Origin of the sequence: Mycolicibacterium psychrotolerans (assembly GCF_010729305.1) — a bacterium.
In the GTDB taxonomy this organism is placed as follows: Bacteria; Actinomycetota; Actinomycetes; order Mycobacteriales; family Mycobacteriaceae; genus Mycobacterium; species Mycobacterium psychrotolerans.
The window spans coordinates 4,159,654-4,184,046 of record NZ_AP022574.1; the positions used below are offsets into that span (position 1 = coordinate 4,159,654).

The window sequence follows — 24,393 nt, forward strand, 5'->3', positions numbered from 1 at the left end:
GCACGCTCGCTCACGGGACCATCCGTCGTTCGTCCGGTCCCCACAGCGGCTGCATGTCGCCCGGCAGCGACAGATGCGTCGCGGTGATGACGGTGGAGAGCTCACGCAGGTCGCGGTGGATGGCGCCGAGCAGTCCGTCGAGCTCGGCGCGCCTGCCCTCGGCGGTGCACTCGCCGAGTTCGGCGGGCTGCATGCGGCGCAAGCGCATCGCGATCTCGTCGACCACCCGCTCCGGCCGGGAGGATCCCGACGAGCCGGGTAGCGATTTCAGATGCGTGCGCAGTCGGTCCAACTGGTACACCAGCGACCGCGGGTTCTCGGCATCGAAGAGCACCAGCTCGGCCACCCCGGCGACGCTGACGGTGCCGGGGTTGCGCCTGCGGTAGATCACCAGCGACTCGCAGACCGCCAGCGTCGACTCGGTGATGGTCTGCTCGGCGTCGGGACGGCGCGCCGTTGTCAGCGTGGCACGCAGCAGGGCCGTCAGCGCCAGGGCCCGCTCGATGCGCTTGCCGATGTCGAGCATCGTCCATCCCACGTCGTGCACCATCGACTCGGCGAGCATGCCGGACAGCGCGAGCATGCCTGCCAGCGTCAGCGTGTTCGTCGAGGACAGGAAGGCCTCCCCCTCGGCCTGCGAGTCGGGTGGGCTGTCGCCGGCTTGGAGCAGGGTCCGCTCGAGGGTGGAGAGCACCATCCAGGTGTCGTTGGACATCTGGTCGCGCACGGCGCGGGCCGACAGCCCGAGCCGCTCCACCGACTGGGCCAGCGATCCGGGGCGGTGCCGGTCGGCGGTCAGCGACCACAGCGTCGTCGGAGCGGTGGCGACCATCTCGTGGTGATCACCGGCACCGGTGTCGGTACCGGTCATGGTGCCCAGGGCGGTCAGCAGCACCGGCACGCATTCGCTGCCGTCCATCGCCTGCCGGCTCCGGAATTCGTGGTAGCGCTCCCGGGTCACCGTCAACAGCCGCGCCGTGTGTTCGGCGCGTTCTGCATAGCGGCCGATCCAGAAGAGGTCGGACAGCACACGCGGAGAACTGATTTCGCGAGTCGGGCTGGCCGTGATCGGGGTGGGCAGCATGTCGTCCTCGGACGGCGCCGTCACGGTCGTCTTCTCGGCCGTCACACGTGCCGGAGTGCGCACCCAGATGTCCTTGGCTGCAACGCTGTTCAGATCGTAGGCAGCGGTTCCGGGCGCCAGCAGGTAGCCAAGCCCGCCGATCATGGGCGCGTACCCGCCGCGCTGAGACACCGTGAACAGGCGCATGCCCACGCTCGACGACGACAGCCCCGCGGGCAGGTAGTCGGCGGGCGCCGAGGAGAACTGCGGGAGCTCCTGACCCACCCACTGCCACGGGGTGGCGGCAATCCGCGCGGCGAGCGCCTCACGCCGCGCCGCCGAGAGCTCGGGACCGACGATCGGTTCCCCGCCGGTGACGGGCCGGATGAGAAGCGACGACAGGTGGGTCAGCAGATGGGAGCGCTCGACGTCGATCCCGCCCCAGTACAGCGGTGCGGTGGGCAGCAGCGGCGTCTCGCCGAGCAGATTCTCGGCCATCTCGGGGAGGAAGCGCAGCACGCCCGGGCTCTCCAGCACCCCGCTGCCCAGCGTGTTGACCACGGTCACCGCGCCGCGGCGCAGCGCCTCCACCAGGCCGACGACGCCCAAGCGGGAGTCCGCACGCAGATCCAGCGGATCGGCGTAGGCCGCGTCGACCCGGCGCAGCACCACATCGACACGCTTGAGCGTGCCCATCGAGCGCATCCACACCTTGCCGTCGCGCACCACGAGGTCGGCGCTCTCGACCAGGGGCAGGCCGAGCACGCCGGCCAGGTACGCCTGGTCGAACGCAGTCTCTGAGTGGATGCCGGGGCTGAGCACCACCACCACCGGCTCCTCGGCGGATTCCGGTGCCGCATCGACGAGTGCCAGCCGCAGCGCCTGGGCCCACGGCGACGCGGGCCGCGGCCCGACCTGCTCGTACAGGTCGGGGATGGCGTGGGCGAGGACGCGGCGGTCGGCGAGCGCGTATCCCGCCCCGGACGGGGCCTGGGTCCAGTCGGCGTTGACGACGAAGTCGCCCGACGCCCCTCGGCTGATGTCGCAGCCGTGCAGGAACAGTTGGTGCCGGCCCGGCACCTCGATACCGCGGGCCGCGCGCACGTAACCGGGGTGGGCGAACAGCAGTTGCGGCGGCAGCACCCCGCTGGTGATGCAGTGCTGCTCGCCGTACAGGTCGGTCAGCACGGCGTCGAGCAGCCGGGAGCGTTGCACCAGACCGGATTCCAGCCGGTCCCAGTCGGGAGCCGAGACGATGAGCGGCAGCGCGTCCAGTTGCCACGGCCCGGGCACCGCCGAGCCGTCCTCGAGCTGGATGTAGGTGATGCCGTCGTTGTCGACGAGGTTGCGCACCACGGCGCGCAGCCGGTCCAGCCCGTCGCGTCCGCGGTCCGAGACGCACTCGGCGAGTTCCTGCCATGCCGGTCGCACCCGGCCTGCGGTGTCGACGAATTCGTCGTAACCGGTCGCGGGGGCGCCGCCTGCGGTCCGCACGTCGAACAGCGTCTGCTGGGCCTGCATGGTCTCGTAGGGCACCAGCGGGTTGTCGACGTCGGCCTGGCTGGTGAAGCCGGTGGGTAGTGCCATTACGACAGCACGGTACGCACTCGCCGCAGATCGAGGATTCCCGGCGCGCCCACATCGGTGGATTGCCGGGCCTGCTTCTCCCTGAGCCCGGCCAGATCCACCGCGCCAGGCGTGAATCCGGTGGCCTCGAACCGCCGCCCGCGCCGGGACTCGGCCTCGACCGCGTTCACCGGAGGCGTGTCGTAGGAGCGGCCGCCCGGGTGGGACACGTGGTAGGTGCACCCGCCGCGGGACACCCCAGCCGCGGTGTCGATCAGCTCGATGCGCAGCGGGCCGTCCACGGTGATCGTGGGATGCAACGCGCTGGGCGGTTGCCAGGCCCGGTAGCGCACACCGCCGACCTGGATGTCGGGGTTGTCGGTGGCCAGCAGTGGGACCGGGTGGCCGTTGACGGTCACCAGGTAGCGCTGCCGGTCGGCGCCGATGAGCCGCACCTGCAGGCGTTCCACAGATGAGTCGACGTAGCGCGCGGTGCCTGTCACCGACGACTCCTCGCCCAGCACGTTCCACGGCTCGATGGCGCCGCGCAATTCGATCTCCACGCCGCCGAACACCGCGGTACCGATGCGGGGGAAGCGGAACTCGGTGAACGGGTCCAGCCAGCTGGTGTCGAACTCGATTCCGTACGCACGCAGATCGGCGGCGACCTCGGCGATGTCCTGGATGATGAAGTGCGGCAACAGATATCGGCCGTGCAGGTTGGCACCGTGACGGATCAGCGGGGCGCGCAGCGGCTTCTCCCAGAACCATGCCACCAGCGAGCGCACCAACAGCGATTGCACCATCGCCATCTGGTGGTGGGGAGGCATCTCGAAGCCGCGGAGTTCGAGCAGACCCAGCCGGCCGCGCGCGCTGTCGGGGCTGTAGAGCTTGTCGATGCAGAACTCGGCGCGGTGGGTGTTGCCGGTGATGTCGGTGAGCAGGTGGCGGAGCGCACGGTCGGCCAGCCACGCCTTGGGGCCGCCGGCCTGCGCCGACAGCCGGGCGATCTCGGCGAAGGCGATCTCCAGCTCGTACAGCGATTCGGGGCGGCCCTCGTCGACTCGCGGCGCCTGGGAGGTGGTGCCGATGAACCGCCCGGCGAACAGGTAGGACAGCGCCGGGTGCCGCTGCCAGTAGGTCAGCAGCGACACCAGGAGGTCGGGCCTGCGCAGCAGCGGCGAGTCGGCCGGGGTGAGACCGCCGAGGGTGATGTGGTTGCCCCCACCCGTCCCGCCGTGGGTGCCGTCGACGTCGAAGGACTCGGTGGACAGCCGCGCCAGCCGCGCCTCGGCGTACAGGGTCTGCAACTGGTCGCGCTGCTCGGCGAAGCTGGCCGACGGCGCGACGTTGACCTCGATGACGCCGGGGTCGGGCGTGATCGTCATCGTCTGCAGCCGCGGGTCGGCCGGCGGCCCGTAGCCCTCGATCACCACCGCGCAGCCGATCGCGGCGGCCGCCGCCTCGATGCGGTGCACGAGATCGACGAAGTGCTCCAACTCTTCGGTGGGCGGCAGGAACACGTAGAGCAGTCCGTCGCGGATCTCGGCGACCAGGGCCGTGATCGGCACGGAGTCGGCGTCGGTGACCTCCGCGGACTCGTCGGCATCGGGTTCGAGCGGGGGTCGGTCGTGGGTCGGGTCGGCGTCGAAGGACGGCGGGGGCGGTGCCCAGCTGATCGCATCGAGCGGCAACCGGAGCCCGGCGGGGGAATCGCCGCCCAGCAGCACGATCCGGCCGCGCCGCAGCGTCCAGTTGGCGCTGGCCCAGCCGGCGTCGTCGTCGCGCCGGTGCAGCGGCAGCACGAAGGCGGCCGGATCGGTGACCGCCGCGTCGAGTCGGCTCAGCAGCGCCTCGCGTGCGGCAGCGCTGTCATCCGCCAGGTCGTCGGACTCGGCGACGGGGTGCCCCGCAGGCCGGCGTACCGCGGCGGCCAGCCGGCTGAGCGGGTCCTCGTAGGCCGGCCGGACCTGGGTGTGCGGCAGCGCCAGCCCGTCGGCGATCGCGGTGAGCAGTTGCGCAGGTGCGTCCGGGGCGATCGCGGGTGTTCCCGGGTGTTCGGGCCAGGGATCGGCCAGCAGTGCCGCGTCGTTCCACAGCGGCTGCCCATCGGCGCGCCACATCAGCGCAATCTGCCAGCGCGGCAACGGTTCTCCGGGATACCACTTGCCCTGGCCGCGCTGCACCAACCCCTGCGGCGCCCATACCTGCTTGAGCCGCGCCGCCAGCGCCGAGGCCCGCTGCCGCTTGTGCGGACCGTCGGCGTCGGTCAACCATTCGGGGTCGGTCTGGTTGTCGATGGAGACGAACGTCGGCTCGCCGCCGACGGTCAGCCGGACGTCGGCGCCGGCCAGGCGCTCGTCGACGCGGCGGCCGAGGGCGTCGATGGCCGCCCAGGTCGCGTCGGTGTACGGCAGCGTGACGCGCGGGTCCTCGTGCACCCGGGTGACGACGTTGCTGAATTCCAGTGTGGTCTCGCAGGGTTCGGTCGCGCCGGTGATCGGGGCCGCCGACGCGGGATGCGGCGTCGCCGACAGCGGGATGTGCCCTTCACCGGCGAACAGACCCGAGGTCGGGTCCAGCCCGATCCAGCCGGCGCCGGGTATGTACACCTCGGTCCATGCGTGCAGATCGGTGAAATCGGCGGCCGGCCCGGACGGTCCGTCGAGCGCCTCGACATCGGAGGTGAGCTGCACCAGGTAGCCGGACACGAACCGGGCCGCCAGGCCCATCTGGCGCAGGATCGACACGAGCAGCCATGCCGAGTCCCGGCAGGAGCCGATCCCGGTGCGCAGCGTGGTGTCCGGTGTCTGCACGCCGGCTTCGAGCCGGACGCTGTAGCCGACGTCGGCGTTGACCGCGCGGTTGAGCGCCACCAGGAAGTCGATCGTGCGGGTGCCGGTCGCCACCGAGAAGTTCTTCACCCAGGCTTCGGTGAGATCCCCGGGGCCTGCACCGTCGCCGTCCTCGTCGACCGGCCGCAGATACGGCTTGAGATCCTCGGCCAGCGCCCTCGGGTAGGCGAAGCCCACGTGCTCGGCGTAGTCCTCGATGAAGAAGTCGAACGGGTTGATCACCTTGAGGTCGGCGATCAGCCCGACGGTGATCGTCAGGCTGCGGGTGCGGGTGGGGAACACCAGCCGGGCCAGGAAGTTGCCGAACGCGTCCTGCTGCCAGTTGACGAAGTGGTCGTCGGGCTCGACCTTCAGCGAATAGGCCTCGATCGGTGTGCGCGAGTGGGGAGCTGGCCGCAGGCGCACGACATGCGGGAACACCTCGACGAGGCGGTCGAACGCATAGCTGGTGCGGTGCTCCAGGGCCACCTTGATACCCATAGCGCTTGATCCCACCACAACGGGTGCCGCGGTGCAGATCGCGTCAGGTCTGTGCGCGCCGCGGTATGACGTTGCCGCGTGGGCGCAGCACCAGCACCAGGACGCCCGCGACGACGATGCCGACGAGATTCACCGCAAGCTGGGTTGCGGAACGGGCCGCCACGCCCCAGTCGCCGAGCACGCCCGCGACGGCGGTGAAGCCGGCAGCGGGCACCGTCGTCACCGAGATGAAGACCCCGACCAGCGCCGCCGACTTCGCCGACACCAGCGACAGCATGCCGGCGGCACCGGCCAGCAGCGCCACGACGAACGAGATCGGCCCCACCTGGAAGATGAAGTCGACGTCTTTGACGTTGCGGACGAAGTCGAGGTCCACCCAGCCCACGGCGTGCGCGGCCAGCGTCAGCCCGGCCGTGATGCCCATCGCGATCGGGAACCCGGCCAGCAGCGCGATCGCGGCCCGGCGCGCGAGTTCCCCGCGCCGCTGCACGATCGCCACCGACACCGCCGCCAGCGGTCCGAACTCGGGACCGAGCACCATGGCGCCCACCACGGTGACCGTCGAGTCGGTGACCGCGCCGATCGCGGCGAGCAGGCACGCCAGGGTGAGGAACAGCAGGAAGGTCACCGACAGGGTCGACTCCTCACGCGTGCGGGCGATCAGTTCGTCCCACACCACCGCGTCGGCGGGGTCACCTTCCGCGTCGTCCTCGGCTGCATGCGCCCGGGTGGACAGCACCGTGTCCAGCACGGTCAGCAGGATCGCGCCGCGATGCTGGGCATCGATGGCCTTCAGCTTCTTGATGACGTCGTTGGCGCATTCGCGGGCGATGATCGCCGAGATCTCGTCGCCGGGCGGGTCCACGGCCGCTCCGGCATGGAGCACGATGTGGGCCACCCCGACCTCGCGACGGAGCACGTCGAGGACGTCGTCTCGCATGTCCCCCGGCACGATGACGCGCAACTCCAGCACCGGCGCCAGTTAACCGTGTCCGGAACCCAATGAGAACAATCGGCCGGGAAATGTGGGCACTCCACACCAACCTGTTATAGATTCACACCACGGCGAGCGGCGGCAGGCCGAAGCCGCACGATCAGGAGACATGTCTGTGAATTTTCAACAGAAGGAGTGTCGACCGTCGTGGATGTGAGGACGCGTCGCGATCGCATCGAACACCGGGCCCGGGCCGCGCGCGAGATCAACTACGCACAGCTGGCCGCCGAGTTCGACGTGTCCGAGATGACGATCCGGCGGGATGTCGAAGCCCTCGAGGCGCTCGGTGTGGTCCGCCGCGTCGTCGGCGGGGCGATCGCCCTGCAGGGCAAGGACACCGAGCCGGCCTTCGCCACCCGGATGGCCGACGCCGCCCAGGAGAAGATCCACATCGCCGATGTCGTCGCCGACCTCATCGGCGTCAACGAGACGCTGATACTCGACTCGGGCAGCACCGCACTGGCCGTGGCGAACTCGCTCAAGGGTCGCGGGCTGGGTTTGACCGTTGTGACGCCTAGTGTGCTGGCCGCGCTGGCACTGGTCGACGAGCCCGACACCACCGTCGTGCTGACCGGCGGGGAACTGCGCTCCGGCGAGCTGAGCCTGATCGGGCCGGGCGCCGAGGACACCCTGGCCAATTTCAACTGCGACACCTATGTCATGGGCGTTGCGGGCATCGACGGCGAACGCGGCATCTCCGACTACCACCAGGCCGAGAGCCGGGTGAAGCGTGCCGCCAGCCGCCGCGCCGACCGGGTGATCGTCGCCGCCGACAAATCCAAGCTCGGCCGCGTGACCTTCGTCAGCATCGCGGCGCTGGCCGAGATCCAGGTCATCGTCAGCGACGGCGCACCCGACCATCCCACGCTGACGGCCGCGCGCAACGCCGGCGTCGAGGTCGTCTGCGTTGCCGCACAGGGCGATTCACCGGTCGAGGTGGCGAGGGCCCGATGACCCGGTACACCGTCGGCATCGACATCGGCACCACGGGCACCAAGACCGTGCTGATGGACGTCGACACCGGGATCGTCGCGACCGCGACGCGCGAGACGGCACTGCACTCCTCCGCCCCCGGCTTCGCCGAGGCCGACACCGACCAGTGGTACCGCAACGTGATCGAGTCGATCCGCGAGGTGCTCGCCGCCGGCGGCACGCCGCCCGAGCAGGTGGGTGCGGTGGCGACCTCGGGCATGGTGCCTGCCGTCATCCCCGTCGACGGGACGGGACGACCGCTGCGCCGCGCCATCCTCCAGAACGACGCCCGCGCGCACCGCGAGGTCACCGAGCTCGCCGCGGCGCTGACCGACACCGACCTGGTGCAGCTGACCGGTTCGGCTCTGACCCAGCAGTCGGTGGCACCGACCACCGTGTGGCTGCGGAAAAACGAACCCGACGTCTACGCCGGCACGGCGCACTGGCTCGGCTCCTACGACTGGGTGCTCTGCGCACTGGGCGCCCCGGTGCACGTCGAACAGAACTGGGCACTGGAGTCAGGCCTGTTCGGCATCTGCGGCCAGACCGCCGACGCCGTCCTGCGCGCCGCCGCACTCGACCCCGCGACGCTGCCGCCGGTCCGCCGTCCGGGCACCCAGGTCGGCGAACTGAGCCGCGCCGCCGCCGAAGCCACCGGCCTGCCGGCGGGCACCGCGCTGGTGGTCGGCGGCGCCGACCACGTGCTCTCGGCGTTCGCCGCCGGGGTGAACGGTCCCGGCGACGCACTGGTCAAACTCGGTGGCGCAGGCGACATCCTGGTCGCCAGCGATGTCCCGGTCGTCGACGCGCGGCTCTACCTCGACGCGCATCCGGTGCCCGGCCATTGGCTGCCCAACGGCTGCATGGCCACCAGCGGGAGCCTGATCCGCTGGTTCCAGGCACTCGTCGGCGGCGCGGCGCTGACCGACCTCGACGAGGAGGCGGCGGCCCGGCCCCCCGCCGAAATCCTCTGTCTGCCCTACTTCCTCGGTGAGAAGAGCCCGTTGCACGACCCCGACCTGCGCGGCGTGTTCGCCGGAATGCATCTCGGCCACACCCGGGCCGACATGTACCGGGCGGTGCTCGAGGCCATCGCATTCGGATTCCGCCACCACGTCGACGTGTTCGCCGACATCGGGATCCCGCTGCGCCGGGTGATGATCACCAACGGCGGATCGACATCGACTCTGTGGAAACAGATCCACGCCGACGTGCTCGGCATGGAGATGCGCCCGGTACGGGGACACCCGGGGGCTTCGCTCGGCGCGGCGGTGATCGCCGCGGTCGGTGTCGGCGCCCTCGACGACTTCTCGGACGCGGCGCGCTTCATCACCCTCGACGAGCCCTACGCCCCCGATCCCGCGCGACGCGCGGCGTACGACTCGGCGTACGCGACGTGGCTCGACCTCGGCGCCGCGATGACCCCCATATCCCACGCCATCGCCCGCAACACCCGATGAAAGGAACAGTGCAGCAATGAGATTCAGCCAAATTCCCACCCCCCGGCGGAGTGGCAGGATCGCCCACTCCGTCGTCCTGGCATTGGTGGCCGTCATCGCGATGGTGCTGTCGGGCTGTGCCGGCAGCGGTGGACCCGAACAGACCCAGGCCACCGGCACCGGCGAGGTCTCCAAGGACACCTCGGGCACGGTGCGCATCCTGATGGAGAACGTGCCCGACACCGACATCGTCAAGTCGATGGTGGCCGACTTCAACAAGAGTTACCCCGACGTCGAGGTCAGCATCGAATCGCTGACCTACGACCAGATGCGCGACAAGCTGGTGTCCTCGTTCCAGTCGTCGTCACCGAACTACGACCTGATCGTCGTCGACAACCCGTGGATGGTCGACTTCGCCAACGCGAAGTTCCTGCAGCCGCTCGACGCGCGCATCGACAGCACGCCGGACTACGACGCCGCTGACTTCTTCAAACCCCTGACCGACATCACCACCGTCGACGGGGTGCGCTACGGCGTGCCGTTCTACAACTACGCGCTCGGATACCTGTACAACACCGACGATCTGACCGCCGCCAACCAGAAGGTGCCCACCACGCTCGACGAACTGGTCGCCACCAGCAAGGCCCTCAAGACCCTCGAGCGCGCCGGCATCGCGATGCAGCCCCAGCGCGGCTACAAGATCTTCGAGGAGTGGGGCAACTGGCTCTTCGCCGCAGGCGGGTCGATCTACGACGCCGACGGCAAGGTCACGCTGAACACCCCGGAGGCCAAGCGGGCGCTGGAGGCCTACATCGACACCTACCGCACCGCCGCGCCGGCCAACAGCCTGAACTGGAGCATGGACGAGGCGCAGCGCTCCGTGTCGGCCAACCAGTCGGCATCGATGATCAACTACAACTGGCAGCTGCCCGCGCTCAACGAGCCCGGATCCGGTCCTGCCGCAGGCAAGATCAAGCTCGCTCCCATCCCCGGCGGCAAGCAGGTCCTGGGTTCGTGGAGCTGGGCGATCCCGGCCAACTCCGCGACCTCCGACGCCGCCTGGGCGTTCGCCTCGTGGATCACCGCAAAGCCCAACGACGTCGCCCGCGTCGAGAAGGGCGGCGCAGCCATCCGCAAGAGCACGCTGCAGGATCCGGCCGTGCTGCAAGGGAAGTTCGGCGCCGAGTACTACAAGACGGTCGAGCAGCTACTGGCCAACTCGGCTCCGCTGAGCCAGGGCCCCAGCGGCGAGGAGATGATCCAGGCCGTCGGCACCGAACTCAACGAAGCGGTGGCCGGCACCAAGAGCGTCGACGACGCGCTCGCCGCCGCACAGGCGGAAGCCGAGAAGATCCAGGGCTAGCCGCCCACCCGAGAACCGGAAGCCGACCACCCCACGAAAGGAGCGTAGACCGCCATGAAATTCCAACATGGCATGGTCGCCCCCCTCGTCGCCCTTTTCGTCGGGGTGGTCGGTTTCCCTCTCGGTTATGCCGCCTACCTGAGCATCACCGACTACAAGCTGACCGACCGCGGGGCACCGTCGGTCGTCGGCGCCGACAACTACGTCGCGACGTTCGGCGACGCCGCGTTCTGGCACGCGTTCGGCACCACCGCGGTGTTCGTCGCCGTGGCGGTCGGCTTCGAGCTGATCATCGGGTTGACGATCGCGCTTGCGCTGCAGAAGCAACGCTGGGCGCGGGATCTGACACGGTCGATGTTGCTGGCGCCGATGTTCATCACCCCGATCGCGGTCGGTCTGACGTTCCGCTTCCTGCTCAACGATCAGCTCGGCGCGATCCCGGAGATGCTGCGCGCCATCGGCATCGACTACGACTTCTTCGGGCCCGGCCGGGCCCTGTTCACCATCGCGTTCATCGACGTGTGGCAGTGGACCCCGTTCATGGTGCTGTTGCTGCTCGCCGGCCTGGAATCGATTCCGCGCGAACCGCTCGACGCGGCGCGGGTGGACGGCGCCGGCGGACTGTACGTGCTGCGCCGGATCACGCTGCCGCTGCTGGCACCGGTGCTGGTGGTCGCGATCCTGCTGCGCTGCCTGGACGCGATGAAGGTGTTCGAGTACGTCTTCGCGACGACGCGCGGCGGGCCGGGCACCGAAACCGAGACGCTGCAGTACTTCATCTACCAGACCGGGATCCAGTTCTTCCGCCTCGGCTCGGCATCGTCCATGGCGTTCGTGGTCCTGGTCATCGTGCTGGCCGTCATCGTGTTCGCGTTCCGCCGGTTGGAACAGGACCGCGAGAGAGAACACGTGCGATGACCCGTTCCCGGATGGTCACCGCGTTGCGGGTGGCACTGCTGTGGGCGGCGGGCATCACCGTCGCCTTCCCCCTGGTGTGGATCGCGCTGGCCAGCATCAAAAGCCCCGAGCAGCTCAATGATCCGTTCCTGCTGAACTTCACGCCGACGCTGTCGAGCTGGCGCAACGTGCTTGCCTCGGGCATCCTCGGAGCCGCCGGGCGCAGCGCCCTGGTCGCGCTGGTCACCGTCGGCGTCAGTGTCGTCGTCGGCAGCATGGGCGCCTACGCGATCGCCCGGTTCCGGGCCGGCGGGACGCTGACCCGCTTCGGAATGCTCGCCGCGCAGGTGCTGCCGCCCGCGGTGCTGGTGTTCCCGTTCCTGACGATGGCCTACGCGCTGCGGCTGACCGACACGCTGGTGCCGGTCATCTTCGCTCACCTGAGTTTCGTTCTGCCCGTGGTCACCTGGTTCATGATCGGGTTCTTCGAAGCGGTGCCGCGCTCGCTGGAGGAGCAGGCCCAGGTCGACGGCTTCAGCCGGTTCGCCGCGTTCCGGCTGGTGGTGCTGCCCCAGGTACTCCCCGGAATCGGCGCCTCGGCGATCTTCGGCTTCACGCTGTCGTGGAACGACCTGTTCTACGGGCTGATCCTGGCTCCGGGCAAGGCGGCGATCCTGCCGGTGGCGATCGCCGGTTTCAACACGTTCCGCGGGGTGCAGATCGGCTCGATGAGCGCGGCGATCCTCATCGCGGTGATCCCCGTCGTCGTGGCGAGTTTCTTCATCCAACGCAGGCTGGTGCAGGGCATCAGCGGCGGCGCGGTGAAGTTCTAGTAGAAGGCAGGTTGGCTTCGAATGGCTCAAGTTCGATACCGGGGCGTCACCAAGGCGTACGGGAACACCGCTGTGGTCAGCGATCTCGATCTCGATCTGCCCGACGGCTCGTTCACCGTGCTCGTCGGCCCCTCCGGGTGCGGGAAGTCCACGTCGCTGCGGATGCTGGCGGGGCTGGAGAGTGTCACGTCGGGCACCATCACGATCGGTGATCGCGACGTCACCGCACTGCAGCCGCGGGAGCGCGACATCGCGATGGTGTTCCAGAACTACGCGCTCTACCCGCACCTGACCGTCGCCGAGAACATCGCCTTCCCGCTGCGTGCCACCCGCACACCCCGGCGTGAGGCCCTGGCCCGCGCGTCGGAGATCGCCGAATCGCTCGGCCTGGCGAAGCTGTTGGGGCGCAAGCCCAAAGACCTCAGCGGCGGTCAACAGCAGCGTGTCGCGATCGGGCGGGCCATCATCCGGCAGCCGTCGGTGTTCCTGTTCGACGAACCGCTGTCCAATCTCGACGCGAAGCTGCGCGTGGAGACCCGCACCGAGCTGTTGCAGATCCAGCGGCGGCTCGGCATCACCTCCGTGTACGTCACCCACGATCAGGAAGAGGCGATGACGCTGTCGGACCGCATGGTCGTCATGCGTGACGGCCGGATCGCCCAGCAGGGCCCGCCGCAGGAGGTCTACGCCAGCCCGGTCGACACGTTCGTCGCCTCCTTCGTCGGCAGCCCCAAGATGAATCTGCTCGACGGCGAATACACCGACGGCGGATTCACCCTGTCCAACGGCGTGGCTCTCACCGTCGAGCGACCGGGTGCCCGCGGGCCGGTGCGGCTCGGCGTGCGGCCCGACGATCTGATTCCCACCGTCGCGGGCGACGACGCCGCGGCCCGCGTCGTCCTGATCGAGAACCTCGGCCCGCGCGCCATCGTCACGATCGACGCCCGCGGCATCGACCTGACCAGCGTGGTGGACACCCCGCGCCTGGCCGGTATCACCGAGGGCACCCCCGTCGACCTCGCCGTGCGCCCCGGCGCCGGCCACCCTTTCGACCCCACTACCGGCAAGCGACTCGCCGAGGCGAGCACAGAGAGGAACGAGAGCACACGATGAGCAGAACCGCGGTGGTGACCGGCGCAGGCTCGGGCATCGGACAGGCCATCGCCCACGCACTGGCGCAACGGGATTGGCGCGTGGTCGTCACCGACCTCGACGGCGACGCCGCCGCCGGCGTCGCGACGGCGCTGCCCCATCAGGACGCCGGTCACGAGTCCGCCGCCCTGGACGTGAGTTCCGCCGACGCGGCGTCGGCCGTCGCCGCCGACGTCGCATCCCGATTGGGACTGCACGCCTGGGTCAGCAACGCGGGCGTCTCGTTCATGCACCGCTTCCTCGACGCACCCGTCGAACGCTACGAGCAGACGATGGCGGTCAACCTCAAGGGCGTGTTCGTGTGCGGGCAGGCCGCGGCGCGGGAGATGGTCCGCTCCGGGGTGGCCGGTGCGATCGTCAACACCGCCTCGATGGCGGGCAAGCAGGGCCGGGTGCCGTTCCTGTCCGATTACGTCGCTTCGAAGTTCGGTGTCGTGGGCCTCACCCAGGCGATGGCCTACGAGCTCGGCGAGCACGGCATCACCGTGAACTGCGTCTGCCCCGGATTCGTCGAAACACCGATGCAGTCACGGGAATTGGAGTGGGAGGCCGAGCTGCGCGGCACCACCCCGGACAGGGTTCGGGACATGATGATCGCCGACACTCCGCTGGGCCGGCTCGAGCAGCCCGAGGACGTGGCACGCGCGGTCGCCTTCCTGCTCTCCGAGGACGCCCGCTTCATCACCGGCGAGGCACTCGCCGTCAACGGCGGCGCCTACATGGACTGAGCGGCCGGCCCACTTCCCCACTTCACCCGCAAGAGAAAGGCACCTACAGTGACCACCACCTGGCTCGACGAGGTCTTCCACGTCGCCAAGCCCGTCATCGCGATGCTGCACCTGTCCGCGCTGCCCGGCGACCCCGGCTACGACTCCGCAGGCGGCATCGCCGCCGTGGTGGAGCGCGCCCGCGCCGAACTCGACGCGCTGCAGAGCGGCGGCGTCGACGGCATCATGATCAGCAACGAGTTCAGCCTGCCCTACCTCACCAAGACCGAACCGATCACGGCGATCACGATGGCCCGCATCATCGGCGAACTGCTGCCCGAGATCGCGGTGCCCTACGGGGTGAACGTGTTGTGGGACGGGCGCGCGTCGATCGATCTGGCGGTCGCCACCGGCGCGTCGTTCGTCCGCGAGATCTTCACCGGCGTGTACGCCAGCGACTTCGGGCTGTGGGACACCAATGTCGGCGAGGTGGCCCGGCACCGTGCCCGGGTCGGCGGGGCCGGGGTGAAGCTGCTGTTCAACATCGTGCCGGAATCGGCGCAGTACCTGGCCGATCGTGATCTGGCGGCCATCACCCGCACCACCGTGTTCGCGACCCTGCCCGACGCGATCTGCGTCTCGGGCGCCACCGCCGGCTCCCCCACCGACACCGAGGCGCTGAAGGTGGTCAAGGAGGCCGCGGGCGACGTTCCGGTCTTCGTCAACACCGGGGTGCGCGCCGACAACGTCGCGGCCCAGCTGGCCGTCGCCGACGGCGCGGTGGTCGGCACCTACTTCAAGGCCGACGGTGTATTCGCCAACGCCGCCGAGAAGTCGCGGGTCGAGGAACTCATGAGCGCCGCGAAGAAGTTCCGCGCTCAGCTCTCCTGACCAACCGCACGCCGAGCTCGTCGGCGGGCACCCGGTGCCCCTCGGCGCACACCACCTCGACGCCGGCCTGCGCGCCGCACCCCAGATGGGTCAGGCGAAGTGGCGTGTCGCCGAGGTGCTTACGGCCCCATTCGAACATCGCCCACACCACGGGCATGAAGTCGGTGCCCGCCTCGGTCAGCACGTATTCGTCACGGACGCGCTGTCCGGGCTCACGGTAGGGCTGCTTGGCCAGCAGACCCGCGTCGACGAGCTCGGACAGGCGCGCCGAGGTGGCGGCCTTGGTGATGCCGACGCGGCGCGCGAAGTCGTCGAACCGCGTGGTGCCGTAGTACGCCTCCCGCATGATCAGCATCGCCGATTTGGTGCCGACCAGCCCCATCGTCTTCTCGATCGCGCAATGGCCGACCGCCGACCACGAGTCGCGGTCGACCAGCGGCCCCTGCAGCACTGTCATGCAGATCACTCCCCTGCTGGGTTGTTGTCGGTGAACTCAGGTGTTAGATCTGAGTATAGAGAGCAGTACTCAGCGACGAGTCTCAGGAGGACCCCGCATGGCCGGATATTCAGACCGCGACGCCGTCATCGTCGGCGCGGTGCGCACGCCCGTCGGCAAGGGCAAGCCCAGCGGTGCGCTGCACGACGTGCTGCCCGCCGACCTGCTGGCCCACAGTCTGCGCGAGGTCGTCACCCGCACCGGGGTCGATCCCACCGAGGTCGAGGACGTCATCGCAGGCGCGGTCACCCAGGTGGGCGACCAGGCGGTCAACATCGCACGAAATGCGTTGCTGGGAGCCGGTTTCCCCGAGAGCGTGCCGGGCACCACGGTGGACCGGCAGTGCGGCAGCAGCCAGCAGGCGATCAGCTTCGCCGCGCAGGGGGTGCTCGCCGGAGCGTACGACGTCGTGATCGCCGCCGGTGTCGAGTCGATGAGCAGGGTGCCGATGGGATCATCGGTGCTCCCCGGCAGCAATCCGTTCGGAACCGGCATGACCCAACGCTATCCCGAGGGTCTGGTGGCCCAGGGAATCAGCGCCGAGCTGATCGCCGCGCGGTGGAACCTGTCGCGCACCGAACTCGACGAGTTCTCCGCCGAGAGCCACCAGAAGGCCGCCCGCGCGACCAAGGACGGCCTCTTCGACGCCGAGCTGGCCCCGATCGCGGGGCTGGCGACCGACGAGATCGTCCGCCCCGACACGACGGTCGAGACGTTGGCCGGGTTGCGGCCGGCGTTCTACAACGAGGCGATCGGCGCCCGTTTCCCGCAGATCGGCTGGGAGATCACGCCGGGCAACAGCTCACCGCTGTCCGACGGCAGTGCCGCGGTGATGATCACCAGCGGAGCCGCCGCCCGCCGGCTCGGGCTGACGCCACTGGCCCGCATCCACACCACGGTGGCCGTCGGCTCCGACCCGCTGTACATGCTGACCGGCGTCATCCCGGCGACGGAGAAGGTGCTCTCCCGCGCCGGGCTCGACCTGTCGGACATCGACCTGTTCGAGGTCAACGAGGCGTTCGCGCCCGTCGTGCTGGCGTGGGCGAAAGAACTGGGAGCGCCGGCTTCCGCTGATCTTCTCGCACGCACCAACATCAACGGCGGCGCCATCGCGATCGGCCACCCGTTGGGTGCCAGCGGTGCCCGCATCATGACCACGCTGGTCAACGCCCTGCAGCAGCGCGACGGCCGCTATGCGCTGCAGACCATGTGCGAAGGCGGGGGCATGGCCAACGCCACCATCATCGAGCGCCTCTAGCTCACACCCGGACGAGCTCGAACAGCGGGATCACCCGCTCGGTCTTGGCCTGGTACTCGCCGAACTGCGGGGCCTTCTCCACGACCCGCGGATACAGTGCGTCGCGCTCGTCGCCCGGCAACTCACGGGCCTGCGCGTCGTAGGACCCGGCGCCGATCTCTACCCGGATCCTCGGCTGGGCGTGCAAGTTGTGCACCCACGCCGGGGACTTCGGGGCGCCGCAAAAGAAAACCGCACGAAACGCTGCGTGCGCGACGTCGGCGGCGGACGATGAACCGGTGACCGGGAGCGATCGGCCCGTCGTAGACGTCGTGGTGGTGGGCGCCGGCCTCGCCGGGCTGTACGCCGTCCACCGATTCCGCCGTGCAGGCCTGACCGTGCGGGTGTTCGAGGCCGGTGACGACATCGGCGGCACCTGGCATTGGAACCGCTACCCGGGAGCCCGCGTCGACATCCCGAGCGTCGACTACATGTACAGCTTCGACCCGGAATGGCAGCGCGACTGGCAGTGGTCGGAGAAGTACGCCACCCAGCCGGAGATCCTGCGCTACCTGAACCACGTCGCGGACAAGTTCGACCTGCGTCGCGACATCACGTTCGACACCCGCGTCGACGCGGCCCGCTGGGACGCCGCACTCGCGGTGTGGCGAGTGGAGGCCGGCTCCCAGACGACGACGTGCCGCCACCTGGTGATGGCGACGGGGTGTCTGTCCATTCCAAAGGACCCGGACATCGAGGGCATCGGACGATTCGCCGGCGCGACGTATTTCACCAGCCACTGGCCGCGTGATCCGGTCGACTTCACCGGCCGGCGCGTCGCCGTCATCGGCACCGGATCCTCTGGCATTCAGTGCATTCCGCACATCGCGAGGCAGGCTCGCGAACTGACCGTCTTCCAGCGCACCCCCAACTTCTCCCTGCCTGCCCACAACGGCCCCCTGGCGCCCGGCAAACTCGCACAGATGACGGACGAGTCGGGCTACCGTGCGGCGGCCCGCCTTTCGTTCGGCGGCGTCCCGATAGAGCGCACGATGACGCCCACTTTCGCCGTGTCCGAGGAGGACCGGCAGGACCGCTACGAACGCGCCTGGCAGATCGGCGAATTGCTGGAGCTGCTCAACGTCTACTCGGACGTGATGTCCGACCCGGCCGCGAACCACGAGCTGGCCGAGTTCTTCCGCGCCAGAATCAGAGCGGCGGTCGACGACCCGGAGATCGCCGAAACCCTCTGCCCAACGGGATATCCGATCGGAGCCAAGCGCGTCTGCCTCGACACCGACTACTTCGCCACCTTCAACCGGGACAACGTCCGCCTCGTGGATCTGCGGCGCGATCCCCTCCGGTCGGTCACCGAATCGGGCGTCGACACCGACCACGAGTCCTTCTGTGTCGACGCCATCGTCTTCGCCACCGGCTTCGACGCGGTCACCGGAGCCGTCCTGTCGGTGGACTTCGTCGGCCGCGAGGGCCGGACACTCGGGCAGACGTGGGCTGACGGCCCGCAGACCTATCTGGGCCTGACCGTGCGCGGGTTCCCGAACCTGTTTCTGATCACCGGTCCCGGCAGCCCGTCGGTGCTGTCGAACATGGCGGTCTCGATCGAGCAGCACGTCGACCTCGCCGCCGAGATCATCAGCCACATGCGCGACAACGGGTTCGACACCGTCGAGCCGACCGAGGCCGCGGTGGCAGGCTGGATGCAGCATGTCGACGACTGCGCGTCCATCACCTTGTTCCCGCAGGCGAATTCCTGGTATCGCGGCGCCAACATCCCCGGCAAGCCGCGGGTGTTCATGCCCTACACCGCGGGCGTCGACTTCTACCAGGCGGCCTGTGAGGAGATGATCGCTCGCGACCACCTGGGTTTCCGGTTCACCGGGCCGTCCGGCGAGGTCTGTCGCGACGGGGTGGTGCGCCGGCTGCAGCCCGACGTCCAGATGGTGCTCGAGCAGATCGCGCTGCTGGATCTGCCGCCGCTCGAATCGATGCCGGCCCAGGACGCCCGAGCCACGTTCAGCGCGATCATCGCCATGTATCCCCCGGGCCCACCGGTGGCCGACGTCGTCGACGGCCGATTCCCGGGAGCCGACGGGGATCTGGATTACCGCCTGTACCGGCCGCAGAGCCCCGGCCCTCACCCGATCGTCCTGTACTTCCACGGCGGCGGCTGGGTGCTGGGCGACTCGACCTCCGACGACGCGCTGTGCCGTGATCTCTGCGGGCGCATCGGGGCGATCGTGGTGTCGGCCGACTACCGGCACGCACCCGAGCACCGGTTCCCGGCCGCGGTCGACGACGCCGTCGCTGCGCTGGGATGGGTCGCCGACCATGCCGTCGACATGGGCGCAGACCCTGGCCGGCTCGTGGTCGGCGGCTGGAGCGCCGGGGCCGGGCTGGCGACGGTGGTCTGCCACACCGCCCGGGCCGCGGGCGGTCCGGCCATCGCGGGACAGGCGCTTCTCGCGCCGGTGACCGACAGCGACACCGGCCGCGCGTCGTATGTCGAGAACGGTTCCGGATACGACCTGGACGCATCGCTGATGCAGTGGTTCTTCGACCAGTACTGCGATGTCGGGGACCGACGCGACCCGCGGATCGCACCCCTGCGCGCCGACGACCTCAGCGGCCTGCCGCCCGCGGTCATCGTCACCAACGAGTTCGACGTCCTGCGCGACGAAGGCGAGGCCTACGCACAGGCACTGCGGGCAGCCGGCGTGCCCGTCGAACACATCCGGGCCCGCGGCCACACGCACGGCTCGCTGACCATGGTCGGACTCGTGGTCTCCGGTGCACCGGTTCGCGAGCGGTTCACCGCGGCGGTGCGCAGGTTTCTGGCGGTGCCGGAGGCGGCCACGGCGCCCGTGGCGGCCGGCTAGGCGCCGACGCCGATCACCGAGCGCCTCTGACCATCACCGGGTGGGCCAGCACCGATTCGTGGTTGTAGCCCAGCTCGTTCGGCGGTGTCGAATCCGGCTGGGCTTGGCCGCGGTCGTCGCTGGCACGGACACGGAGCACATGCTCACCGGGGTCAGCGTCCCAGCGGAACTGCCACCTTGCCCAGACGCCCGCAGACCCGGGCGAGGTGAGCATGGCCGGCTCCCATGGGCCGTCGCCGATGCGGCATTCGACCGTGCTGACCCGACCTTCGCCCGCGTAGGCGCGGCCGCGGATCAGCTGCGGGCCTGCATGCAGGTGTGCCGGCCACGGGAGCTCGACCAGGCTGGACAGCGCCGGTTCGGTGATCGCCGGGCCGAGCGCCGGCCCGTGGGCGGCATAGCCGGGTCCGATCAAGACGTAGTCCTCGGTGTTCCACGGGACGTGCAGAGGCGTTGTCGACACCTCGATGCGGCCGAGCCACTTGATGCTGGCCGCACCCAGCCAGCCCGACACCACCAGGCGAGCGGGAAAGCCGTGGTCGGCCGGCAGGATCTCACCGTTCATCGCGATGGCCACGATCGTGTCGTCGGCCAGCGCCTTGACCAGGGGCAAGGGTCGACGGGCCCGGATCGCGTCGAGGGACTCCGGCATCACCTCGCGCGCCTGCGCGGTGAGTTGCGCCGGCTCCAGCAGGTCCCGCAGCCGCACGCCGGTCCATTCGGCCGTACTGATGGCCGAGCGGCCCCACTGGGTGCCGCTGAACGACCGACCGAGTTCCTCGCCGAAGAGCACACGCCGATTTCCCGCGCATTCGATGGTGCGGATCACCGACACCAACGGCAACCGGGTGAGCAGGTCGTCATAGCGGTAGGTGACGGTCTGACCGACACCGTCGCCTTCGATCCGCAGCGTCCACGTCCGGTCATCGATCGCCGGGGTGGGCACGTGGCTGCGGATGAAGAACCGGTCGATCGGCGTGATGTCCGACAGCATCCGCGCCGGATTGGTGCCGTAATCGAGACCGGAGCCGGTGTCTTCCAGCAGATCCGGCGGTGTCGGCTTGACGATGTCGGGCGATGACATGCTTTCGAGCATTGCGGCTCACTCCGCCGCAGGCAAGGCCGCCGGCCCAGGGTCAGCGGGCCCGGACGAGCTCGAACAGCGGGATGGCCCGCGTCGTGTTGGCCTGGTATTCGGCGAACACCGGGGCGAGTTCGACGATCTTGGGGTAAGTGGCCTCGCGCTCGTCCTCGGGAAGTTCCCGGGCGAGCACCTCGTAGGTCTCGGTACCGACCTCGATCCGGGCCCGCGAGTCGGCACGCAGGTTGTGCACCCACGCAGGGTGTTTCGGCGCCCCCGCGTAGGAGCCGACGATGAGCATCTTGTCGTCGACCGTCAGATACGCAAGCGGCGACAGCCGCGGCTGCCCCGACTTGGCGCCCACGGTGTGCAGCAACAGCAGCGTCGCTCCTTCGAAGGGGCCGCCCACCACTCCTCCGTTGGCGCGGAACTCGTCGACGATGGCGCGGTTGAAGTCGTCGAGGGCCGTGGTGTCGGAGTAGAGCTTCTTCTTGTCGATCTCGGTCATGCCTTCTCCAGCTTCTCGGGCTTGGCGTCTATTCCGGATTCCTTGCGCTGCTGCGCGGTGATCGGCGCCGGCGCATCGGTCAACGGGTCGACACCACCGCCGGACTTCGGGAACGCGATGACCTCGCGGATAGAGTCCACGCCCGCGAGCAACGCGGTGATCCGGTCCCAGCCGAACGCGATGCCGCCGTGCGGCGGCGCGCCGAACGTGAACGCGTCCAACAGGAATCCGAACTTGTCCGTTGCCTCGTCGTGGTCGATGCCCATCATCGCGAACACCCGCTCCTGGACGTCGCGGCGATGGATACGGATGGAGCCGCCGCCGATCTCGTTGCCGTTGCAGACGATGTCGTAGGCGTCGGCCAGCGCCGAACCCGGATCGGTGTCGAACGTCGCCACCGACTCGGGTTTGGGTGCGGTGAACGCATGGTGCACCGCGGTCCACGCTCCGGATCCGACGGCGACATCGCCGGACGCGGTGGCCTCGTCGGCCGGTTCGAACAGCGGCCAGTCCACCACCCAGGTGAACGCCCACGCGGTCGGGTCGATCATGTCGAGCCGCTTGGCGATCTCGATGCGCGTGGCTCCCAGCAGCGCGCGGGCGCCCTTGGGAGTGCCCGCGGCGAAGAACACGCAGTCGCCGGGCTTCGCCCCGACGTGGGCGGCCAATCCGTCGCGCTCGGCATCGGAGAGGTTCTTGGCCACCGGGCCTGCCAGCTCACCGTCCTCGCCGACGAGCACATACGCCAGCCCCTTGTGGCCGCGCTGTTTGGCGAACTCCTGCCACCCGTCGAGCGTGCGCCGGGGCTGCGACGCCCCGCCCGGCATCACGACCGCGCCGACGTACGGCGCCTGGAACACCCGGAACGGGGTGTCGGCGAAGTAGTCGGTGCACTCCACGAGCTCCACCCCGAACCGCAGGTCGGGTTTGTCGGTACCGAACCGCCGCATCGCCTCGGTGTAACTGATCCGCGGCAACGGGGTCGGCAGGTCGTAGCCGATGAGCGCCCACAGCGCCCGAAGCACCTCCTCGGACACCGCGATGACGTCGTCGGCGTCGACGAAGCTCATCTCCATGTCGAGCTGGGTGAATTCGGGCTGGCGGTCGGCGCGGAAATCCTCGTCGCGGTAGCACCGGGCGATCTGGTAGTAGCGCTCCATGCCCGCGACCATGAGCAGCTGCTTGAACAGCTGCGGGCTCTGCGGCAGCGCGTAGAACGTGCCGGGCTGCAGGCGTGCGGGCACCAGGAAGTCGCGCGCACCCTCGGGGGTCGAGCGGGTCAGGGTCGGAGTCTCGACCTCGACGAAGTCGTGGGCGGCGAGCACGCCGCGCGCGGCGGCATTGACCTTGGACCGCAACCGAATTGCGTTCCCGGGACCTTCACGGCGCAGATCGAGATAGCGGTACTTCAGCCGTGCTTCCTCGCCGGCGGTCTCGTCGAGCTGGAACGGCAGCGGCGCACTCTCCCCCAGCACCGACAGCGCCGTCGCGTTGACCTCCACGTCACCGGTGGCGATCTCGGCGTTGGCGTTGCCCTCGGGCCGGACCTCGACCACACCCGTGACGGCGACACAGAACTCCGACCGCAGCCGATGCGCCTGGCCGAGCACCTGGCCCTCTTCCAAACCCTCCCGGAACACCACCTGGCTCACACCCGAGGCGTCACGCAGGTCGATGAAGATGACGCCGCCGTGGTCACGGCGACGGGCCACCCAACCGGCCAGCGTCACCGTCTGGCCGGCGTCGGCGGCACGCAACGATCCGGCGGTACGGGTGCGCAGCACGAAATACTCCTCTGGACGGGGATGATCGACGGTCCAGTCTAGAGGTGGGAGAACTTCGGGCTACGCGCCCGGCACCCGCAGGTGCCCGCGGGCCTGGAGTTCGTCGTCATCGACGAGCACCAGCATCGGCTCCCCGGGGACGCAGAGCATGGTGACGGTGAAGCGGCAGCGCTGGTCGTCCCGATTGTTGGCGTCCGAGTAGTGGATCACGTCGCCGCCGGGCTCCCAGAACGCCTCGCCCTGCCGGACCACCCGGGGCGGTTGCCCTTCCAGTTCGAACAGCATCTCGCCCTCCAGTACCAGCCCGAACGCCGGACCGCTCGGATGCCGGTGCGGCGGGGCGCCGGGGCTGCCGGGCGGATAGTCGACGACGACGGTCATCGCGTGCGCGCCGGCAGGGATGAACGGTGGCGTCACCTCCTGGGCCACCGTCATCGCGTCCTCCCATGAGGAGTCGTAGGCCTTGATCACCGTGGGCACCGTTCCGTTCCCGTTGCTGTCGAGCCGATCACGCGATCACCGCGGCCGCGACGGGCGCGACGGCGCCGTGGTTGCGGTGTGCCAGCGCCAGGCGCAGACGACGACGGGCGCGGGACACCCGGGACATCACGGTGCCGATCGGGATGTCGAGGATCGCCGCTGTCTCGGCGTAGGTGTAGCCCTCGACATCGGCATAGAACATCACCTCGGCGAAGCCCTCGGGCAGCGCCGCCATCGCAGCTCTGATGTCACCGTCGCCGAGGGAGTCGAGCAGTTCGTCCTCCGCCGAGCGCACCCCGCCGGGCAACCGGGAGGCGCCCGCCGCCAGGTCATGTTCGGTGATGTCGTCGGTGGGGACCTCGGCCACCCGGGACTGCTTGGCCCGGTGCCCGCTGACCCACCGGTTGTAGAGGATGCGGAACAGCCACGCCTTGAGGTTGGTGCCCTCGGAGAACGTGTGGAAGCCGAGGTAGGCCCGCATCAGGGTGTCCTGCAGCAGATCCTCGGCGTCGGCGTCGCTGCGGGTCAGCCGCCGCGCGCCGCGGGCGAGCACGTCGAGCAACGGTTCCACCTCCGTGGCGAACGTCGCACGGCCGTCGCGGTCCGGCGAACCCGCTCTGGGCAGATAGGTGACGGTCATGGTCGCTCCTCGCTGTGCTGATGAGTCCCGTCGTGGGCTGACTGCTCTCAACACTCGC

Annotated in this window: 19 protein-coding genes and 1 pseudogene; 10 read left to right on the forward strand and 10 right to left on the reverse strand. The window is 69.5% G+C overall.

Annotation, left to right across the window (positions count from 1 at the left end; genetic code table 11):
• Positions 1-10 precede the first annotated feature (10 nt).
• Genes G6N45_RS20210 through G6N45_RS20220 form a run of 3 tightly spaced genes read right to left on the reverse strand, consistent with a single transcriptional unit; the run spans position 11 to position 6,937 of the window.
• Entirely contained in the window at positions 11-2,650 is a 2,640-nt protein-coding gene (locus G6N45_RS20210) for a circularly permuted type 2 ATP-grasp protein (protein ID WP_163724006.1), read from the reverse strand.
• The gene (locus G6N45_RS20215; RefSeq protein ID WP_163724008.1) at positions 2,650-5,964 is read right to left on the reverse strand and encodes a transglutaminase family protein; all 3,315 of its coding nucleotides are present in this window, start codon (positions 5,962-5,964) and stop codon (positions 2,650-2,652) included. The genes G6N45_RS20210 and G6N45_RS20215 overlap by 1 nt, the downstream gene beginning before the upstream one ends.
• A gap of 43 nt (positions 5,965-6,007) precedes the next feature.
• Entirely contained in the window at positions 6,008-6,937 is a 930-nt protein-coding gene (locus tag G6N45_RS20220; protein ID WP_163724009.1) for a DUF389 domain-containing protein, read from the reverse strand.
• A gap of 174 nt (positions 6,938-7,111) precedes the next feature.
• On the opposite strand from G6N45_RS20220, the gene G6N45_RS20225 reads away from it, so the two are divergent.
• The 8 genes from G6N45_RS20225 to G6N45_RS20260 are packed head-to-tail and all read left to right on the forward strand — an operon-like array spanning position 7,112 to position 15,212.
• Positions 7,112-7,912, forward strand: a complete 801-nt coding sequence (locus tag G6N45_RS20225) for a DeoR/GlpR family DNA-binding transcription regulator (RefSeq protein WP_082597653.1) — start codon at positions 7,112-7,114, stop codon at positions 7,910-7,912.
• Positions 7,909-9,390, forward strand: a complete 1,482-nt coding sequence (locus G6N45_RS20230) for an FGGY-family carbohydrate kinase (RefSeq protein ID WP_163724011.1) — start codon at positions 7,909-7,911, stop codon at positions 9,388-9,390. Before G6N45_RS20225 ends, G6N45_RS20230 begins: the two co-directional genes overlap by 4 nt.
• Before the next feature lie 16 nt (positions 9,391-9,406).
• Complete coding sequence (locus G6N45_RS20235; RefSeq protein ID WP_163724013.1) at positions 9,407-10,732, forward strand: extracellular solute-binding protein; 1,326 nt, start codon at positions 9,407-9,409, stop codon at positions 10,730-10,732.
• A 54-nt stretch (positions 10,733-10,786) separates the two neighbouring features.
• Positions 10,787-11,650 carry a carbohydrate ABC transporter permease gene (locus tag G6N45_RS20240; RefSeq protein WP_163724016.1) on the forward strand — a complete coding sequence of 288 codons (864 nt, stop codon included), beginning with the start codon at positions 10,787-10,789 and terminating at the stop codon, positions 11,648-11,650.
• Complete coding sequence (locus tag G6N45_RS20245; protein WP_163724018.1) at positions 11,647-12,462, forward strand: carbohydrate ABC transporter permease; 816 nt, start codon at positions 11,647-11,649, stop codon at positions 12,460-12,462. The genes G6N45_RS20240 and G6N45_RS20245 overlap by 4 nt, the downstream gene beginning before the upstream one ends.
• A gap of 21 nt (positions 12,463-12,483) precedes the next feature.
• Positions 12,484-13,575, forward strand: a complete 1,092-nt coding sequence (locus tag G6N45_RS20250) for an ABC transporter ATP-binding protein (RefSeq protein WP_163724020.1) — start codon at positions 12,484-12,486, stop codon at positions 13,573-13,575.
• Positions 13,572-14,342, forward strand: a complete 771-nt coding sequence (locus G6N45_RS20255; protein ID WP_163724022.1) for an SDR family NAD(P)-dependent oxidoreductase — start codon at positions 13,572-13,574, stop codon at positions 14,340-14,342. The genes G6N45_RS20250 and G6N45_RS20255 overlap by 4 nt, the downstream gene beginning before the upstream one ends.
• 48 nt (positions 14,343-14,390) lie before the next feature.
• Positions 14,391-15,212 carry a BtpA/SgcQ family protein gene (locus tag G6N45_RS20260; protein ID WP_163724024.1) on the forward strand — a complete coding sequence of 274 codons (822 nt, stop codon included), beginning with the start codon at positions 14,391-14,393 and terminating at the stop codon, positions 15,210-15,212.
• Here the strand turns inward: G6N45_RS20260 and G6N45_RS20265 are convergent.
• Positions 15,172-15,669 (reverse strand): winged helix-turn-helix transcriptional regulator, encoded by a 498-nt coding sequence (locus G6N45_RS20265; protein ID WP_057147159.1) that lies wholly within the window; start codon positions 15,667-15,669, stop codon positions 15,172-15,174. The two genes, G6N45_RS20260 and G6N45_RS20265, sit on opposite strands and share 41 nt — an antisense overlap.
• 97 nt (positions 15,670-15,766) lie before the next feature.
• Between G6N45_RS20265 and G6N45_RS20270 the strand changes: the two genes are divergently transcribed.
• Positions 15,767-16,966 carry a thiolase family protein gene (locus G6N45_RS20270; RefSeq protein ID WP_163724026.1) on the forward strand — a complete coding sequence of 400 codons (1,200 nt, stop codon included), beginning with the start codon at positions 15,767-15,769 and terminating at the stop codon, positions 16,964-16,966.
• 1 nt (position 16,967) lies between these two features.
• On the opposite strand, the pseudogene G6N45_RS20275 reads toward G6N45_RS20270, so the two are convergent.
• Positions 16,968-17,192: pseudogene (locus G6N45_RS20275) on the reverse strand (nitroreductase/quinone reductase family protein); the annotation flags it as partial.
• A 52-nt stretch (positions 17,193-17,244) separates the two neighbouring features.
• Between G6N45_RS20275 and G6N45_RS20280 the strand changes: the two are divergent.
• Positions 17,245-19,842, forward strand: a complete 2,598-nt coding sequence (locus tag G6N45_RS20280) for a flavin-containing monooxygenase (protein ID WP_163724030.1) — start codon at positions 17,245-17,247, stop codon at positions 19,840-19,842.
• Positions 19,843-19,855: 13 nt separating this feature from the next.
• On the opposite strand, the gene G6N45_RS20285 is transcribed toward G6N45_RS20280, so the two are convergent.
• The 5 genes from G6N45_RS20285 to G6N45_RS20305 form a co-directional block, all read right to left on the reverse strand.
• The gene (locus G6N45_RS20285; RefSeq protein WP_163724032.1) at positions 19,856-20,926 is read right to left on the reverse strand and encodes a molybdopterin-dependent oxidoreductase; all 1,071 of its coding nucleotides are present in this window, start codon (positions 20,924-20,926) and stop codon (positions 19,856-19,858) included.
• Positions 20,927-20,978: 52 nt separating this feature from the next.
• Positions 20,979-21,431 carry a nitroreductase family deazaflavin-dependent oxidoreductase gene (locus G6N45_RS20290; protein WP_163724034.1) on the reverse strand — a complete coding sequence of 151 codons (453 nt, stop codon included), beginning with the start codon at positions 21,429-21,431 and terminating at the stop codon, positions 20,979-20,981.
• Positions 21,428-23,215: an aspartate--tRNA ligase gene (aspS, locus tag G6N45_RS20295; protein ID WP_163724036.1), complete on the reverse strand. Its 1,788-nt coding sequence runs from the start codon at positions 23,213-23,215 to the stop codon at positions 21,428-21,430. Before aspS ends, G6N45_RS20290 begins: the two co-directional genes overlap by 4 nt.
• A 60-nt stretch (positions 23,216-23,275) precedes the next feature.
• Positions 23,276-23,650, reverse strand: a complete 375-nt coding sequence (locus G6N45_RS20300; RefSeq protein WP_163728781.1) for a cupin domain-containing protein — start codon at positions 23,648-23,650, stop codon at positions 23,276-23,278.
• Positions 23,651-23,723: 73 nt separating this feature from the next.
• Positions 23,724-24,335: a sigma-70 family RNA polymerase sigma factor gene (locus tag G6N45_RS20305; RefSeq protein ID WP_163724038.1), complete on the reverse strand. Its 612-nt coding sequence runs from the start codon at positions 24,333-24,335 to the stop codon at positions 23,724-23,726.
• Between the last annotated feature and the right edge of the window lie 58 nt (positions 24,336-24,393).